This is a genomic window from Sphingobacterium corticibacter, from assembly GCF_003076635.1.
Taxonomy (GTDB): domain Bacteria; phylum Bacteroidota; class Bacteroidia; order Sphingobacteriales; family Sphingobacteriaceae; genus Sphingobacterium; species Sphingobacterium corticibacter.
This window is the reverse complement of the sequence record NZ_QDKG01000007.1, coordinates 148,897-167,318: the sequence shown is the minus strand read 5'-3', so window position 1 is coordinate 167,318 and position 18,422 is coordinate 148,897. Positions and strand designations below refer to the sequence as shown.

Genomic DNA, 18,422 nt, shown 5'->3' with positions numbered 1-18,422 from the left:
TCCGAACAGAGTAGTTAAGCCCGCCAGAGCCGATGGTATTGCCGTAACAGGTGGGAGAGTAGGTCGGTGCCTAATTTTATACTAAAGCCCTTGCAAAAAACTTTGCAAGGGCTTTTTTGTGTTTATAGATTTTGTGATTGGGAACTATTTTGTAATTATCTACAAATACAGAGGATAGTTTTCCCAGTATAAAATGAATGTCAAGTGGAATTATTTAAGCTGAATAGGCTTAAACCCGTAGTATTTCTTAAAAGTAGTTGTAAAATGCGTAGAGTGCTTATAGCCTGTCATTCTAGAAACATCTACAATAAGGTGCTTACCAGAAGATAAAAGTATTCGTGCATGCTCCATCTTAACTTCGGTCGTGTAGCTTGCAATTGTTTTTCCATAATATACCTTAAAGTATTTTTTGAGATACTGTTCGTTAGTTCCTACGATTTTAGCCAACTCTGGGATGGTGATTTTCTTGCTGAGGTCTTCATGGATGATAGACTTCGCCAACTTTACTTTGTCGTAGTGGATAGATAATTGGTGAGTTTCTTCTTGCAAGTTATCAGTTAATTGGTGGTACAGTATTTCGAAAATCTGGGCGTTATATAGCAGTCGGCTTTGTGGCAATCTTGACTGGCTTGCGGCGACTATTTTTTTGATCAGGTAGCTAGTGTGGACCGTGGTCTTTCCAATTTGTTTATCAGTAAGGCATAATGGCATCAAATTATTAAGATCTAAATCTGTTGCGGCATCCATACAAAGGAGCAATAGGATCGCCACGGCGTTATTGGGTGTCGTTATATCTAGTTGGCTATTGCTTTCAAGATAGACTGATTCTGTTTGCCCCGGTGAAACGTTATGCACTACATCATCTGTACGGTAGGTAAACACATCCTTACTGTCGGCACAACAAGCAATTAGAAGTGTAGGTTTTTTCAATCGTACGGATCTACATTCGAGCTGTTCCCATGATTGCCCAAAATTCTGAAAAATGAATGGTACATTTCCTAGTTTTGTATAATCTCCCATAATTACTTTATCTGCCTGATGTAAGATGGCTTATTCAATTTAACCCAATATTAATTTAGACTTTTTCTAAAGGAAGTAAATATAGTAAAGAATTTTGGCTATATGATTGCGTTGAAGCTGGTACGTATTCTTATAGCTTAACTTCATTCATCTAGTCATCTAGCCTTTAAGTTAGAATCAACTAGCTAGTGCCTCATGTAACGAGTACTATAGATTCTTGCTTAGTATAAGTATTTTTAGATTTTTGTACTATGAATGCCATTATTATCACCTATTGTAAAGGATGTTTAGGATAAGGCGATTTATAATAATGTATCTTTTTTTGGTTCTCATTAAGTAGACCATTTGAGAAAAGGCTGAGGCTTGATGTTCAACTGAAATATTAATACATATATCTCTTGTGTGTGAATATTTTTTTACTAAAGGTGAAATAATTGTTCTTATTTTTTTAAATATCAGATTGTGAGCTAGTTGTACATCAATCTAAATTTCTGATAGCGTCATCTAAATTTCGTTTAGCGTCGAAATTAAGTATTTCTAAGATGTATTTTTGTCACGCCAAGTTTATTTAGACTTTGTCTAAATATGAAGTTATTTTTAATATGCTTAAGTACTTTTTTACAATTATTTCGATTTGGGCGCTTTGTGGCGTCAAAGCTCAAGAATTCAGCTCTCTAACAGGGCGACTGACACAGAAGAATGGTAGCGCGGCTAGCCACATCACTATCAGTGTTGAAGGAACAAATCTTGGAGCTGTGACTGATCATAAAGGTAGGTACGAGATAAAAAACGTTCCTTATGGACGTATTTATCTAGTCATTACAGCGATAGACATCAACACACATCGCCAAGAAGTAAATGTAGACAGTCCAACTAAGTCTGTAAACATTGTAGTCACTGGCAAGTCAGAAACAAATATCGAAGAGGTAGCGGTAGAACGCAAAACCGTAAAAAAGGATATGGAGACCAGTGGTTTTGCGGTCGCAGTGATTGAGACCAAAGAAGCTTCGCTTAGAAATTTAACGACGAATGAATTGTTGGATCGTGCTGTAGGTGTGCGTGTACGTCAAAACGGTGGTATCGGCTCCCAAATCGAATATAACCTGAATGGTATGTCAGGTAGTGCGGTGGGTATCTTTTTGGATGGTACACCTATTTCGACCTTTGGTCAATCGTTCAACCTAAATAATATACCTCCAGCCATGATTGAACGCATCGAAGTGTATAAAGGCGTATTGCCATCCCATCTTACGGGTGACTATGTAGGTGGCGCGATTAATGTCATTATGCGTAAAGATGCATCTGCTAATAACATTGCGGCAGCGGTATCATATGGCTCATTTAATACGTTCCAATCTGACGTGGCTGCTCTTTACCGGAATCAAAAATCGGGCTTTACCACGCGTCTCTCCGGCGCTTATATCTATACAGACAACAGCTACGAGATGTGGGGCAAATTTGCCATGATGACTGATGCACAGCAACGTCTCACACGTTACAACAGATTCAAAAGGTTTAATAATACCTACAAATCGATTTCTGGACGTTTTGAATTTGGTTTCACCGATGTGAAATGGGCAGATCAATTCTTCGTAGGATACAACATTTCGGATACCTATCAAGATATTCCGCATGGAATTACCATGGCGCAGCCTTACGTAGGGAGATTCAACGAATACCAGGCACATGTCTTTAGCTTAAATTATATCAAGAATAATTTCTTACTAGCTGGTTTGGCCCTAAATGTAAATGCGGTATATAGCAAACGAAGCACCTATCTACAAGATACGGCCAGAACAATGTATAACTGGGATGGTAATCCGATGACAATTATACGTAATGGCGTGGTCGTTCCTTTGGTACGTCCTGTTGGCCGAGGCCAACAGGGAGCTGCTGTCATTACCAATATTGATCGTGATATTATCAATTCACGCACCAATCTTTCGTATATGGTTGCGCAAGGTCATCGTCTCTCCGTAAATCATAATCTAAACTCTACACGGCGTCAAGATGAGGATTTACTGAATCCGTCCGCTCCAATGAATTCGCAAAATCAGCGAAATACGACGACCAATATTTTTGGATTCAACTACGAAGCACAAACGTTGAATAATAAATTGAAAACAAATGTATTGGCGAAATACACCATCAACCAAAATCATTACGATAATGCTGGTACCACGACCACGCTAACTAACAGAAACCCCGGATATGGTTTTACAGCATCGTATAATGTGATCCCGAAATTATACGTGATTGCTTCTATGGAGAACAGCTTTATCTCACCTCGCGACGAACAAATCTTTGGAAGTCCGGAAACGAATATTGTCGAGAATTTGGAGTTAAAACCGGAGCGTAATGTCAACTACAATGCAGGATTCCGTTATGAAGCCTTATCGGATGATAAGAACAGACTGTCTTTATATGCGAGTGCGTTCTGGCGCAATGGTTATGATAAGATTGCGGCCGAAGCGGTAGATTCTGTAATCGTAGGTCGAGAAAGTGATGCCAACCTACAAACTACGAGATTCATCAATATTGGCCGCACACAATCACGTGGATTCGAGGCGGAGGTGACTTACGTGTATGCCAACAGACTCAACCTATTGGTAAACTTGTCGCGATTCAACACTTTGATGAAAACGGAGTTTGACGAAAATGGAAACCCACACCGCTTCTTCAACCGTCAGTTACCTAATGAGCCTTACTTTATGGTGAATGGGAGTGTACAATATCGCCTCGACAACTTGATCCAAAAAAAGTCGACCGTCAATTTGTTCTACAATACGGGTTACGTGGCACCATTTACCACCGTATGGTTTGATTCAGAAGATTGGTTTAGGACGCCAACGCAATTTTATCACGACGTGGGCGCGAGTTATCGCACTCCGAATGGAAAGCTTATCGTCAGCCTAGATGTCAAGAATATCACGAATGGCGAGGTCTACGACAACTTTGGCGTGCAGAAACCTGGGCGCGGCTACTATCTGAAGCTCAACTATATGCTAAACAACTTTACTAAATAAAATTAAACATTTAACTCATCTATATAAATCATGAACAAAACACTCTTTAAAACGACCTTATTCGGTGCGGTAATCGCATTGAGTACAATGGCATCATGTACTAAAAATGATGGACCTGGTGGTGAAAACCCTAATGCAGGATCTGGCCCAGATACAGAGGCAAGACAATTTATAACGTTGACAGCTGCTTTTCCAGATGCCGAGACAAATAGAGCAGGTGATGGTGGTACATTGGCGCACGCGCTTACATTAGCGGAAGCGAGCGATGCTTCCAAAGAGCTTAATATTTTTGCTAATGGAGTTGGATATGCACTACGTTCCGAAAGAACAGCTCGTGTACAAGGTTCTGTAAATGGAAATTTCCTGTACAACATCCAATATACTGGCGCTAACGGGGGGGTATTTAACAAATACCGGGTAACAGGCACAAACAAGTTTGAAGATACGAATGAAGAACTAAATGTAGCTAGTATCTTGAGTTCTTCACCACGATGGGTGAAAGCTGCTGAAGGTGTAGGTGTTGGGGTTAAGATTGAAGGGGCTTCAGCACCAATCGATGGAGCAAAAGCGACTGCTGGTACACAAACATATGATTATGTGCGCGGTACAGTTGATGTAGCAATCATCGACTTAAATAATCCAAGTGTGCCGAACACGACTGAATTTGTTTTCCCATTTACCGATGCAGAAAAAGCAGAAGGTTATACTGTAGGGCGTGTGGATGTACCAGTGATTAACGGTAATAAACTATATATCGGATGTAATATCAGCAAAGTAGATCCATCTAAAGGGCCGCAGAGATCAGTGAATTCTGAAACGCAGGCAGTAAGCTGGTCGTGGGCTAATGACGCAGCAAACATCAAAGGTACGGTAACACTGGTGTTAGACTACCCTTCGCTGGCTAATCCAAAATTGATCTGGTCAACACAAAGTAAAGCTGCTAACCACAGCTACCGTACAATGACTCAATACGTAGGAAATGATGGCAATGTGTACCAAGCAACAGCGACTTCAGGTTCTCAGATTTTGCGTATTAGCAAATCAACCAGTGATTATGACAATAGCTACAACTTTGATCTTAAAACAGCTTTGAACAAATCAAATAACCTAGCTATCAGAGCTTGGAGATATTTCGGCGAAGGCAAAGGATTGGTCTTGTTTACTGAAACTGGTGTTGCGGGTGGATATTTGGCTTTGATAGATCTGAATGCAAGAACTGCGACGCAATTATCTACAGAAGTTTCCTCTGATGCAGGTCTGTCTACTACTTTCGGACAATTCCAAAACATTGGTGTAGATGGTGACTTGGCTTACGTGCCACTAACACCTAGCGGTAAGGATGGTAACCTGTATATCATTAACTGGAAAACGAACAGTGTTACCAAAGGTATTAGATTGAAAGGTCAAGCAGGAAGTTTCTTTATCGGAGCTTACTAGTCGCGTTTTACATTTATACAAAAAAATAAGACCTTCGCAAGGTCTCAATAAGAGAACAGCAGCAAGGTTACTTGCTGCTGTTCTTGTTTATATGACTAAATAAGTCTTAACGACTTTTCGGTGCTACTAACGCACCTAAGATCATTTCCATCACGGCTACGGCAATCGCAAAAAAGAAAGCCGACCAAAATCCATCTACCTGAAATTTGGTGCCCATAATGCTGCTGCTGAGCATAATCATCAACACCGTAATGATAAAAGAAACTAAGCCAAAGGTCAACCAGTTCAATGGAAAAGTGAATAATCGCAAGATTCCGCCAACAATCCCGTTCACTAAGCCAATGACTAAGCCAGCTACAATAGCCCAACCAAAACCGTCGACCGTTACGCCTGGAATAATATAAGATGCTCCCGCAATGATAAGCCCGGTAAGAAGAAGTGAAAGTATAAAATGCATAATGTATATAGTTAAATAGTGATTTAATAAATCCTAGACAAAACAAATGCCAATTTATACCTTTCAAAAGAACCTTAAGAGTTATCATCTGTTCTAGTATTAGCGGTACTACAGCATACAACTCAAGATTGTATTATGCTTGCATAGTAAAAAAGTTGTATATTTAAGCATAACAATTGTAAACAATAAAAGCTATGAAGAGAATAATTTTAGTTTTAAGCGCGGTAATGATCGCATTTTCATTATTTGCGCAGTCTTCTGACCCGATTGTAGGTAAGTGGGAAAATTCCAGTAAAGAAGGTAGAGTAGAGATTTTTAAACGGGGTGATAAGTATTTCGGAAAATTATATTGGATAAAAGATTCTTCGAAAAAGGATGAGAAAAATCCAGATAAAAGTCTTCGCGATCGTAAAATAGAAGGTCTGGAAATTTTGAAAAACTTCACCAAAAAAGGAAATACCTACGAAGGTGGTGAAATCTATGATCCGAAATCTGGAAAAACCTACAGCTGCAAGATGACTCCAAAAGGAGATAAGTTGGAAGTGCGCGGTTTCGTCGGCGTCAGTTTGTTGGGCCGTACGGAAGTATTCACCCGCATTAAATAAAATAGAACACAGCATTCCTCATACGAAGGACAGCAACAGCTGTCCTTTTTTATAGTACCCGAAAAGCTTCATCACAAAGACCAAACGAGCCGCAAAAATATTGTATCTTTGGATATACACGCAACAATAAAAGGATTTTCGATATATGTACCACAACTTGCAAGCCGCACTACAAAAAGAGTTAGCGGAAATTCAGGAAGCCGGACTTTACAAAAAAGAACGCATCATCACCACGCCTCAAGGAGCAGATATAAAAATAAATACAGGACAAGAAGTGATCAATTTCTGTGCGAATAATTACTTGGGATTATCCTCACATCCCGATGTGATTGCCGCTGCCAAGGCAGCGATTGACTCACATGGATATGGTATGTCATCCGTGCGTTTTATCTGCGGTACGCAAGATACGCACAAGCAATTGGAAGATAAACTGTCACAATTTTTAGGCACAGAAGATACTATCTTGTATGCGGCCGCTTTTGATGCTAATGGAGGCGTTTTCGAACCCTTATTTGGCGCTGAGGACGCGATTATCTCCGACGAACTGAATCATGCTTCGATTATCGATGGCGTTCGCTTGTGTAAAGCACAGCGTTTCCGCTACAAGAATTGCGATATGCAAGATTTGGAAGCGCAATTGCAAGCGGCATCAGGGGCGCGTCATCGTATCATCGTGACCGATGGTGCTTTCTCAATGGATGGATCGGTAGCGCCTTTAGACAAAATCTGTGATCTGGCTGATAAGTATGATGCGCTAGTCATGATCGATGAATCGCACTGTTCGGGTTTTATTGGCAAAACAGGGCGTGGTACGCACGAATTATGTGATGTGATGGGGCGAATTGATATCATTACCGGTACGCTTGGCAAAGCGTTGGGTGGTGCTTCTGGTGGTTTTACCTCTGGTCGCAAAGAGATTATCGATATGTTGCGTCAGCGCTCTAGACCGTATCTTTTTTCTAATACCTTGGCGCCAGCGATTGTTGGTGCTTCCATTGCCGTCTTAGATATGCTGAGCGAAACCACCACATTGCGCGATAAATTGGAAGAAAACACGACTTATTTTAGAGCGCAAATGACTGCTGCTGGATTCGATATCAAACCAGGAGTGCATCCTATTGTACCAGTAATGTTGTATGATGCGAAGTTAGCGCAAGAGTTCGCTGCCAAAATGCTGGAAGAAGGTATCTATGTCATCGGATTCTACTATCCAGTTGTGCCTAAAGATAAAGCGCGTATTCGCGTGCAGATATCAGCTGGCCATGATCGCACGCATCTAGACAAAGCCATTGCGGCATTTACCAAAGTAGGTAAAGAGCTGAACGTAATATCGTAATCGTCAGATCGGTTGTCCGTATAAAAGCAGAACACCCGAACCAATTTGGTTCGGGTGTTCTGCTTTTATAAGCTTGGATTAAATCCTACTTATACATTATTTCAGCTGCTTCTGTAATGTGGCTTCCATGATTTCATAAGCTGCCGCTGTTGGGTGTACACCATCTTTTGCATGCGCTACCGACAATCCGTTTCGCTCATCTTTGAGTGCCGAATGATAATCTACATACGGAATACCCTTGCTTTCGGCATACGAGCGAATAAGTGTGTTCAATTGCACAATCTGATTGGCCACATCTTGGATCTCCTTCCGCCAGCCAAATTCGTAAGCAGGTAGCACCGAACACAAATACACGTTGATATGGTGAAGTTCCGCTAGCTCTACCATCGATTGGATGTTGCCCAAGATATTTTCTTGCGAAATGTAGCCTTGATTCTGCGCAATATCATTGGTGCCAGCCAAAATTACGACCGCTTTCGGCTTTAGATCGATTACATCTTTCCGAAACCGAACCAGCATTTGCGCACTTGTCTGCCCACCAATTCCTCTACCGATGTAGCCATTTTTACTAAAGAATTCAGGACGTTGATTTTTCCAACCTTCGGTAATGGAGTTTCCCATAAATACCACCCGTCCACTTTTTTCCTGCGCGTTGGCCGCTTCATATTTGCCAAAATTCGCCCAGTCGGTCTTATTTTGTGCCGACATGTGATGCGCCATAAATAGGGTTGTTACTACTGTTAAAAGCCATTTCATATTAAGAAATCTTTATTATTCATGTATTCCAAATATATCATTTAAAATTTAGTGATTAGTTGTTTTTATTTTTATACTTTTGCACCTTAGAATTTTACACGACAAGCTGTAGCATGCAGAACATCAGAAACATAGCGATTATCGCTCACGTTGACCACGGTAAAACGACCTTGGTTGACAAGATTCTTTATTTCACGAATCAATTCAGAGAAAATGAAAACGCAGGAGAACTTATCCTAGATAACAACGATTTGGAGCGTGAACGTGGTATCACTATCGTTTCCAAAAACGTATCTGTTACCTATAAGGATGTAAAAATTAATATCATTGATACCCCTGGTCACGCCGATTTTGGTGGTGAGGTAGAGCGCGTATTGAAAATGGCCGATGGGGTTGTTCTTTTGGTAGATGCCTTCGAAGGCCCAATGCCTCAAACGCGTTTCGTAACGGGTAAAGCGTTAGCTTTAGGTATCAAACCTATTGTTGTAGTCAACAAAGTCGACAAAGAAAACTGTCGTCCAGACGAAGTATACGAAAGTGTATTCGACTTGTTCTTCAACTTAGGCGCTACGGAAGATCAATTAGACTTCCCTGTGCTTTATGGTTCTTCTAAACAAGGTTGGATGTCTACCGATTGGAAACAACCAACAACGGACTTTACCGATTTATTAGAAGCCATCTTGGATCATATCCCTGCTCCAAAAGTATCAGAAGGTACATTGCAGATGCAAGTAACTTCTTTAGATTACTCTACATTCGTAGGTCGTATCGCGATCGGTCGTATAGCTCGTGGCACCATCAAAGAGAACCAACCGGTTTCTTTAGTGAAACGTGATGGCAAGATTGTGAAATCCCGCGTGAAAGAGCTTCAAGTTTTTGAAGGCCTTGGTCGTATCAAAGTACCAGAAGTACATGCTGGTGATATCTGTGCCGTAGTAGGTATTGAAGGATTTGATATTGGTGATACGATCGCCGATTTCGAAAATCCAGAGCAATTAGAAGTAATGAGCATTGATGAGCCAACGATGAACATGTTGTTCACCATCAACAACTCACCATTCTTCGGTAAAGAAGGTAAATTAGTAACCTCACGTAATATCTACGATCGTTTGCAAAAAGAATTGGAGAAAAACTTGGCACTACGCGTAGTACCAACCGAATCTCCAGATGCTTGGTTAGTATATGGTCGCGGTATCCTCCATTTATCCGTATTGATCGAGACTATGCGTCGTGAAGGATACGAATTGCAAGTAGGACAGCCACAAGTTATCGTAAAAGAAATTGATGGCGTAAAATGTGAGCCAATTGAAGAATTGGTAGTAGACGTACCTGCTGAAGTTTCTGGTAAAGTAATCGAGCTAGTTACACAACGTAAAGGTGAGCTATTGATTATGGAAGCTAAAGGTGATATGCAGCATTTGGAATTCTCTATTCCTTCTCGCGGAATCATCGGTTTGCGTAACAACGTATTGACCGCTACGGCTGGTGAAGCCGTAATGGCGCACCGTTTGAAAGGTTACGAGCCTTGGAAAGGTACTATTCCTAAGCGTATGGCTGGTGTATTGATCTCTTTGGATACAGGTTCTACAACTGCATATTCTATCGATAAATTGCAAGATCGTGGCCGTTTCTTCGTAGATCCAGGAGTGGATATTTACGAAGGTCAAATCTTAGGTGAGCACATCCGTGATAATGATTTAACGATCAATGTAACCAAAGGTAAACAGTTGACCAACATGCGTGCATCTGGATCAGACGACAATACACGTATTGCGCCAGCCATCAAATTCTCATTGGAAGAATGTATGGAATACATCCAAGCAGATGAATACATCGAAGTAACGCCTCAGAGCATGCGCCTACGTAAGATTTATTTGACGGAGAACGAACGTAAGGTTAACGCCAAAAAGTTCCAGTAAACATAATCTGCTTTACAGCAGATAAAGCTCCTAACGTCAATGTTAGGAGCTTTTTTATTGTTCGCTATGCTGATCTGTTGGAGAGCTGTATTCACCAACGCTAAGATTTTGGCTGGGACGGCTCATTTGCTCTTTTTGCAATTGTATACTTTACCTTGGCATAAATAAATGCCTAAACAAAAAAGCTCCGAGAGATCATCTCCCGGAGCTTTTTCATTACCTATATACTACTTTTAGTTAGTTCCAGCTTCGCGTTTTGCGTCCTGTTGCATTTTCTCACTCGCTACGATTACGATCTCTACACGGCGATTTTCAGCACGTCCAGCATCGGTATCATTGGTAGCGATAGGCTCTGAGAAGTTTTTACCTTCTGTTTTGATTCTGCCACCTAGTAACCCTTGCGATACGGCGTAATCACGCACCGATTTTGCACGACCTTCAGACACTTTCTGATTCGCACTTACAGAACCAACATTGTCTGTATGTCCTATAACCAAGATTTCCGTATCAGGCTCTTTGTTCAACGTCTCTACCAATTTGGCAATATTTGTTTTTGCGTCACCTTTTAGCTGTGTGCTGTTGAAGTCGAAAAGAATACCGCTATCAAATTTCACGATAATACCTTCCTCCGCTTTGATCACTTCTGCACCCGCTACCGCGTTTTCAATTTCTTTCGCTTGGTTATCCATCTTACGACCGATCAATCCACCAGCAGCTCCACCAATCACTGCACCAGCGATTGCACCCACTGCAGTATTACCTGCTTTTCCTCCGATCACTGCGCCTAATACACCACCAGCGGTTGTGCCAATAGCAGCACCTTTAGTAGTGTTACTTGCGTTTTGTATGGTCGAACAGCTAGCGAACAGCATAGCAGATGTCGCTAGCGACAAACCATAAATGGATATTTTTTTGTTAATTGTCATAAGTTAAAAGATAAATGAATGCTTCTTTACGATATATAATCAAAGCGAATGCCAAAATAAAGCTATGGTGTGGAAAATAAATTTTGTTGTAGCCAATTAGTGGTCTACTTCTCTTGTGGCGGTATTTCCAGCTTAGGCAATTTTTGAGATTTCGGGCGACCATTGGCATCCCATGCATCAAAAGATTTATTAATATATACCATCAAATCGTATCTGCCCCATTTCTCTGCGGTAGATAACGATGGGCGATACCAATCCATAAAGGATTGCAAGTCTTCACCCTCCAAGCCAGTTAACTCTGTCACGATCGTTTTGTTGAAAATACGATCGATCTTCGTCTCCTCTAGCTCTTGATCCATAAACTCCTGAAAGCGCCTTGCATTTTTGGGCTCTTTACCAAAAAGATTGTACAATGCCGTTGCGGGACTAGCTAAATAGGTGCCTACAGAATTTTGCCCACCACGATAAACGCCTTTGCGTTCATAATCTTTCATGATGCCGCGCATCTCGGCTTCGCGTGTACCACGCGAAACAACTACCGTTTCGATCTGTAAACCAGATTGCATCTCCAAAATGATATCCTCAATGCGGTTAATCTGTGTTTTTATCGTGCCATAGCCAACTTTCTCTATCGATAGACTATCACCTAGAGCTACAGGCATCGTGAAGATACCCTGCATGGATGTCCGAACTTTCTGTTGCGAGTTTAGGTTGGTTACATTTGCATCCGCAATGCGCGTATTATTGGTGCCCCGCTCTAATACCATACCCGATATATTCTTACGTTCTTCACCAACAGTTTGGGCAGACGTGCGCAAACTCACCGCGAAAAGCGGGCAAGAGGCGAAAAGGATATATAGTAGTAATCGGTTCATGTAATAATCTAAATTAACCAAAGATCGCTATTCAGGATGTTAAATAACGCTAAACCTTTTATTTGAAAGGATAAAATACAAAATTAGCACCTTCTGGAACGACTACGAATAGACACATGTACTGATCGGCAGGTTTAAACTGCTTGACAAAATAGTCTTTTCGATCTTCTTTAATAATGCCGTTCTCCACGAATTCCTCCAAGGTACTTACGTTGATCGTCCATGACGTGTTCAACTCGCCTTTATCCAAGATCACCTCTCCAATCTTCACACTATGTTGGTGCGCTACGAAAATAGGATGCGCAGAATATTCTGCGGCGATCAGGTCGGTAGATACCTCTTTGATCGCATCGCTATAGAAATCTAGATCGATTTTAAGACTTTCCAGCGGGCTGTTGCCCTTTCCTTTTTCAGCGCCATTGCCCGAAGGCTCTGCTAATAATTCTTCTATATTCATCTTCCTACTTTCTGGTCAAAAGAACTACGTTCTCCACGTGTTGCGTATGTGGAAACATATCCACCGGTTTGATGCGATCTACCTGATATTTTCCAGATAGTAGCTCAATATCCCGAGCCTGTGTTGCTGCATTACAGCTTACATACACAATTTTTGGTGCTTCCACGTCCAATAAACATTTAATCACATCGGCGTGCATCCCTGCTCTTGGCGGATCGGTGATGATGATATCGGGCTTACCATGTGCAGTGACAAATGGAATGGTCAATACGTCTTTCATATCACCGGCATAGAACTTCGTGTTGCTGATGTCGTTGAGCTCGGAGTTGATCTTCGCATCCTCAATAGCAGAAGGTACATATTCTATGCCAATCACCTGTTTGGCGTTGCGCGCCACAAAGTTGGCAATCGTGCCAGCGCCCGTGTACAAATCATACACTGTCTCTTCGCCAGTAAGCCCAGCAAAATCACGCGTAATCTTATATAGTTCGTAGGCTTGAGCAGAATTCGTTTGGTAGAATGATTTTGGGCCGACTTTAAATTTCAAGCCTTCCATCTCTTCGTAAATGAAATCACGGCCACGATATACCATGATCTCTTGGTCAAAGATCGTGTCGTTGCCTTTTTGGTTCACGATGTACAATAGCGATGCTAAAGTGGGGAACTTAACCGATATGAACTCCATTAACTGATCGATCTGCTCTTGCGTAGGATATGCAAATACCACAATCACCATTACTTCACCTGTAGAAGCGGTGCGGATAATGACATTGCGGAGCGCACCTTGATGTGCGCGCAAATCGTAAAACGAAATTCCGTGATCAGCTGCGTAAGCACGAATGCTATTCCGGATATCATTCGAAGGATCAGCCTGCAAATAGCAGTGATCTATATCCAAGATCTTATCAAAGCGACCGGGTACGTGAAAGCCCAAGGCATTCATATCCTGATCTTCTGTCTGCTCATCTTTGTTGGTCAACCAGCGTTTATTGGAAAAAGTATATTCCAACTTGTTGCGGTAATACGACGTTTCTTGTGATCCCAGTATCGTTTCCATCGCGGAAGTATCTACTTTGCCAATGCGAGTCAATACATTGTTCACATATTTCTCTTTGAAGTGCAATTGCGCTTCGTAGTTCATGTGTTGCCATTTGCAACCGCCGCATACGCCAAAGTGCTTGCAGAAAGGTTCTACCCGATGTGGAGATGGTGTTTTCACGGCAGTCACTTTCCCTTCTACCAAATTCTTTTTCTTGCGAAGCAGCTCTACGTCAACAATATCTCCCGGTATTGCCTTTTCAATGAACATGACTAGCTCGTCTTGTTTTGCGACGCCTCTTCCTTCTTCGGCGATGTCAATTATCTCTATATCAGAGACAAATTTCTTGTCCTGAGGTATTCTCTTTCCCATTTGGGCACAAAAATACGCTTTTAATTTTATATGTGAATGCGACGAGTTGCCTTGAAGGAAGTTATGCTTTTATGGCTGTAGCAGTTCGAGTAGTTTTTTGCTGTGTAGGTATTCAAATTGACGTTGCGTTACGAAGAATTTTTTATCTAAGATCAGCGTAGTCGGTAATACCAATTGTCCGTTTCTCGCACCCAATAGCATGGCCAGATCGTGGTATCTGCCTCTTCTTTTCTTGGGTGATTTGTTGGTGAATAATTGACCATCAAAGCGAATACTATCCACCGTTTCTACATCGAGCTGTACCGCGTAATAATGGGCATTGATCTCCGCAATGACAGCAGGATTGGTAAATACCTCGTCGGCCATTTTCTTGCAATACATACACCAGTCGGCATGAAAGAAGATCAATGTCTTTTTTGGTTTAGTGGCCAATGAGTCTGACAAGGCCTCGAAAGACAGCCAATTGATTTTCAATCCTTCCTGCGCCATCGTGTACGACGCAGGGAAGATTGAACTAAATAGTAGGAAGATCCAAACAGAGAATCGTACCATCGTTTTTTATTGCTTAATGCGTGAAATTGCCAATCTTCACACCAAAAAAGTAAGTGCGTGGTCTGGCAGGTCCGTAAATGTAGTCTGAATCGCGGCGAGCGCCTTTATCAAAGTCATTTTGGTAACTATTAAAGATGTTTTGTACACCCGCGCTCAACTCCAGAGAAAAACTCGATTTAATATGAATCATGCGCGACAAGCGTACATTCATCTCTAAAAACTCCCGAGATTGTACCAAATCCATAAATCCAGATTCGCGAACCACATGTGGCACGATCATCGACCCGGTATACACACCTGTAATATCTATGCCAAAATCTTCTACAACGCGCCAGTTGGTATTGAAGTAGCCATAGCTGTTGGGGGTACGCACCAAGTTGCGTGTAAACACTGCTGGATCACCATCCACCACATCTTCACCTTCAAATAACTCTTGTTCTTCGCGGTAGCGATTCGTTTGGATTGTACCTCCAAATTGAAACGTCAATCGATCGGATGGCGCAAGCCCTATTTCAATATTGCTACCAGTGACATACAAACCTTCGCCGTTCACCATTTGTTCAAGACGCAAGTTGTCGCCAATCACGCCTTGTGATACGTAGGTGAATGGATTTCTGATGTCGGTGTAGAAACCTTCTAACAAAATGTTGGCTTGGGTAGATCCGATCGCTTTTGTGAAGTTGATCGATGCCGTGTAAGAGTTCGAAAATTCGGTCTTCAAGTCTTCGCCCAATAAAATAAACTGTTGGTCGCCACCAACCGAAGATACGTGCATGTCTTCATCAAAGGCCTGCGGGGCACGGAAACCACGGGCATAACCACCACGAAGTTGGAAAACTTCGTTGATATCATACAACAAAGTCACACGCGGACTAAACGCCGATACCGAAGCATCAGAAGAGCGAGAAATATCGCCCAAAAAGTACGTGCCAGAAACGTTGACATGATCAAATCTTCCGCCCAGCAAAGCCTTGAATCGATCTGTTGGTTTCCATTCGTATTGTGCATAGATTCCGGTGCTGTTTACATTTTGCTCAATCGCTCGGCTGTATCCCGGGATTTCGTCGTCTACATTGCTATGATTGTATTCGATACCGGTGGTGAATACATCTTCATTCTTTAAGGTATGTGCCAATTGTCCACCACCGACAAAGGCAAAATCTTTGGTCGTGCCATAAGCATTTGCCGCCAATAAACTATCAGCAGCGGTGCGTTCGCCACCCAATCCGCCGTAATAGCTATCGCGAATGGTGCGCTGCGCAGAACCATAAACGCTGAATTTGGTGCGCTGATCTTTTGTGTATTGATCGAATGTCAATCCGCCCATGATCGTATTATGATTCAATTGTTCGGTAATATCCGTGAAATGTGGTGCTATATTTAATCGATCACCACCACGACGAAATTCTTTGATCGCACTAAAATCCATCGTCAGTTTATTCAGTTCCGAAAACTTATAAAATGCTTTCGTGCCGAAGGCCGTACTTTCCAATTTCGTAATTTCCGAGAATCCGTCGCCATCTGCGTCGTATGCTTCCCGACTTCTTTTGGCGCCATAAAATGTAGCACCATGCGAAAGATCTTCGCTAACTACCGAGGAGTTGAAGCTAAAGTTGTTGTCCAAACTCTTGCCGCCGATCAGGCTGGTATTGTTATTGATTTCCCAAGAATTGACAATAGGATCTTTGGTAATGACATTGATCGTTCCAGCAATAGCATTAGAGCCATACAATGCCGATCCGCCGCCGCGAACCACTTCGATGCGCTCTACCATACTGGTCGGGATCTGATCCAAACCATATACGCCATTCAGGGCACTGAAAATCGGACGACTATTCATCAATATTTGAGAATAACTGCCATCCAAACCATTCATTCGCACCTGCGTAAACCCACAATTTTGGCAATTCACTTCCAAGCGCACTCCCGGTTGATAGTTCAGCGTTTCGGACATGGCCACACTTTGCGTGGCATTCATGAGTTTCGAGCCAATCACATTCACAATCACGGGCGATTGTTTGCGGTTTACATCGTATCGCGTGGCACTGACCACCACTTCGTTGAGATTGAGCCGATCCGCTTCGAGTGCGATCTGAAGTGCCGGCGTATTGCTCGCAAGTACCGAGACCAATTGGCGAAAGGGCACATAGCCAATTGCATCCACTAATACGCGACGATTTCCTGTCGGAACATTTGTCAACGTAAAATGTCCGTTTTCTTCCGTTGTGGTGGCTAATGTTGTGCCTTCTATACGAACGGTTGCGGTGGTGGCACCTCCTTTTGTGCTCACTGTACCTGTTATAGTACTGGTTGTTTGCGCGTATATAGTAAGAGATAGTAAAGTCAATAGGAAGGTATAGAAATATTTTTCCATCTATAAATAAGTTGCTTTTTGAATAAAATAAAAAAGTGTCATCTATGCGCTAGCGCATAGTCGTTGTTGCGTGCAGAACATGAACACAGGTAGATCAGGTACACACAGCTTGTGCGCACCAAGTGCTCCGTTCTGAGAATTGTTAAAAAGATAGATTAGGAAAAAATGGGCGGCCCGCGAAGGCTGGGCGCGTCATGATATCGGTAGTGCGCGATCTCCTCATTGCGTATCGGCGCTTGATAAGAACGATAAGCAATGGCGAGTACTTCAATGGTACCAGAGAGTGGTTCCATCTGCACGATTCCTTGGTGAGCCAAGAAATCGTAAAACACCATCTCATCATCATCGTGCTCGTGCGTAGCTACATCACCGCGTTCGTCGAGCGCGAAAGGGTGTACGTGCATCACCAAATGACCGTGCGACACGTGGCTGTGCATGAATAACGCATTGCTCGTCAGAATGGCACTTAAAAGTACCAATTGGAAATAGGCGAGTAATGAACGATTTATTTTCATGAGTAGCATGCTGCACTAAAGTGCATTTTCGGCGCTAAGATAATAAATAATACAGTAGGAGAGGTTTTAATAATCGCGGAAAACGAAAAAGAGGCCTCGGTTAGCTGGCCTAAAAGGCATTGTTTCATGTAAAAAGGCCTATCTTTGCAGCAGAACAATTTCATATGTTAAGTTTTACAGCAATCGATTTCGAATTAGCTACGGCAGATTACAATAGTATTTGTGCGGTGGGCGTAGTGCGAGTCGATGATGGCGTGATTACCGAAGAATTCTTTAGTTTGGTGAAACCACCAAATAATAAATACATGTGGCAAACCACACGTGTGCACGGTATTAAGCCCAAAGACACCGCCGAAGCGCCTACTTTCGAAGAGTTGTACAAAGATTTGGCTCCGCTACTGCAAGGTCGTGAAATGGTCGCGCACAATGAAAAATTCGACCGATCGGTCTTAAAGCAAACGATGAAACATTATGGATTGCGCTACGAAGATCTAAATATCAGTGATCAATGGTTGTGTACCAGCGTGCTATACCAATCATTGGGATTTGCACGCACCAAATTAAATGTATGTTGCAAGATTATGGATATTCCGCTAAAACATCATGATCCACTATCGGACGCGCGCGCTACGGCCATGCTCTACCTCCAGCGGGACGATGCGCCCGAAAAATGGCAGCGCAGTCTCATAGATTCTTTATAAAAGCTTAACTCTTTGAAAATGATGGCTTAATAGTGTAGTTGTTACTTTGTAAAAA

At 42.2% G+C, this 18,422-nt stretch carries 16 protein-coding genes; 6 read left to right on the top strand and 10 right to left on the bottom strand.

The window, feature by feature from the left end; translation table 11 throughout:
• Positions 1–210 precede the first annotated feature (210 nt).
• Positions 211–1,020, bottom strand: a complete 810-nt coding sequence (locus tag DC487_RS15960) for an AraC family transcriptional regulator (RefSeq protein WP_116776969.1) — start codon at positions 1,018–1,020, stop codon at positions 211–213.
• A gap of 602 nt (positions 1,021–1,622) precedes the next feature.
• Between DC487_RS15960 and DC487_RS15955 the strand changes: the two genes are divergently transcribed.
• Both DC487_RS15955 and DC487_RS15950 read left to right on the top strand, forming a co-directional pair.
• A complete protein-coding gene (locus DC487_RS15955; RefSeq protein WP_116776968.1) occupies positions 1,623–4,046 on the top strand; it encodes a TonB-dependent receptor in 2,424 nt (807 codons plus the stop codon).
• Positions 4,047–4,076: 30 nt separating this feature from the next.
• Positions 4,077–5,483: a hypothetical protein gene (locus tag DC487_RS15950; protein ID WP_116776967.1), complete on the top strand. Its 1,407-nt coding sequence runs from the start codon at positions 4,077–4,079 to the stop codon at positions 5,481–5,483.
• Between the two features lie 106 nt (positions 5,484–5,589).
• Here DC487_RS15950 and DC487_RS15945 read toward each other — a convergent pair whose 3' ends face one another.
• Entirely contained in the window at positions 5,590–5,940 is a 351-nt protein-coding gene (locus DC487_RS15945; protein ID WP_116776966.1) for a phage holin family protein, read from the bottom strand.
• A 194-nt stretch (positions 5,941–6,134) separates the two neighbouring features.
• Here DC487_RS15945 and DC487_RS15940 point away from each other — a divergent pair, with 194 nt between their 5' ends.
• Together DC487_RS15940 and kbl are read left to right on the top strand one after the other, a co-directional pair.
• The gene (locus DC487_RS15940) at positions 6,135–6,545 is read left to right on the top strand and encodes a DUF2147 domain-containing protein (protein WP_116776965.1); all 411 of its coding nucleotides are present in this window, start codon (positions 6,135–6,137) and stop codon (positions 6,543–6,545) included.
• Between the two features lie 145 nt (positions 6,546–6,690).
• Positions 6,691–7,881, top strand: a complete 1,191-nt coding sequence (gene kbl, locus DC487_RS15935; protein ID WP_116776964.1) for a glycine C-acetyltransferase — start codon at positions 6,691–6,693, stop codon at positions 7,879–7,881.
• Between the two features lie 96 nt (positions 7,882–7,977).
• On the opposite strand, the gene DC487_RS15930 is transcribed toward kbl, so the two are convergent.
• Positions 7,978–8,637 carry an SGNH/GDSL hydrolase family protein gene (locus DC487_RS15930; RefSeq protein WP_116776963.1) on the bottom strand — a complete coding sequence of 220 codons (660 nt, stop codon included), beginning with the start codon at positions 8,635–8,637 and terminating at the stop codon, positions 7,978–7,980.
• Positions 8,638–8,750: 113 nt separating this feature from the next.
• On the opposite strand from DC487_RS15930, the gene typA reads away from it, so the two are divergent.
• On the top strand, positions 8,751–10,556 hold the full coding sequence (gene typA / locus DC487_RS15925) for a translational GTPase TypA (protein ID WP_116776962.1): 1,806 nt from the start codon (positions 8,751–8,753) through the stop codon (positions 10,554–10,556).
• Positions 10,557–10,789: 233 nt separating this feature from the next.
• Here the strand turns inward: typA and DC487_RS15920 are convergent, their stop codons facing one another.
• From DC487_RS15920 to DC487_RS15890, 7 genes are all read right to left on the bottom strand, one after another.
• Positions 10,790–11,482 (bottom strand): OmpA family protein, encoded by a 693-nt coding sequence (locus DC487_RS15920; RefSeq protein WP_116776961.1) that lies wholly within the window; start codon positions 11,480–11,482, stop codon positions 10,790–10,792.
• Positions 11,483–11,586: 104 nt separating this feature from the next.
• Positions 11,587–12,357, bottom strand: a complete 771-nt coding sequence (locus tag DC487_RS15915) for a hypothetical protein (RefSeq protein ID WP_116776960.1) — start codon at positions 12,355–12,357, stop codon at positions 11,587–11,589.
• A gap of 58 nt (positions 12,358–12,415) precedes the next feature.
• Positions 12,416–12,814 (bottom strand): hypothetical protein, encoded by a 399-nt coding sequence (locus DC487_RS15910; RefSeq protein WP_116776959.1) that lies wholly within the window; start codon positions 12,812–12,814, stop codon positions 12,416–12,418.
• A 4-nt stretch (positions 12,815–12,818) separates the two neighbouring features.
• On the bottom strand, positions 12,819–14,225 hold the full coding sequence (rlmD, locus tag DC487_RS15905) for a 23S rRNA (uracil(1939)-C(5))-methyltransferase RlmD (protein WP_116776958.1): 1,407 nt from the start codon (positions 14,223–14,225) through the stop codon (positions 12,819–12,821).
• A gap of 69 nt (positions 14,226–14,294) precedes the next feature.
• On the bottom strand, positions 14,295–14,777 hold the full coding sequence (locus DC487_RS15900; RefSeq protein ID WP_116776957.1) for a thioredoxin family protein: 483 nt from the start codon (positions 14,775–14,777) through the stop codon (positions 14,295–14,297).
• A gap of 13 nt (positions 14,778–14,790) precedes the next feature.
• Positions 14,791–17,151 (bottom strand): TonB-dependent receptor, encoded by a 2,361-nt coding sequence (locus DC487_RS15895; protein ID WP_116776956.1) that lies wholly within the window; start codon positions 17,149–17,151, stop codon positions 14,791–14,793.
• 155 nt (positions 17,152–17,306) lie between these two features.
• On the bottom strand, positions 17,307–17,666 hold the full coding sequence (locus DC487_RS15890; protein WP_116776955.1) for a hypothetical protein: 360 nt from the start codon (positions 17,664–17,666) through the stop codon (positions 17,307–17,309).
• Positions 17,667–17,830: 164 nt separating this feature from the next.
• On the opposite strand from DC487_RS15890, the gene DC487_RS15885 reads away from it, so the two are divergent.
• Entirely contained in the window at positions 17,831–18,367 is a 537-nt protein-coding gene (locus DC487_RS15885; RefSeq protein WP_116776954.1) for an exonuclease domain-containing protein, read from the top strand.
• Positions 18,368–18,422: the final 55 nt, after the last annotated feature.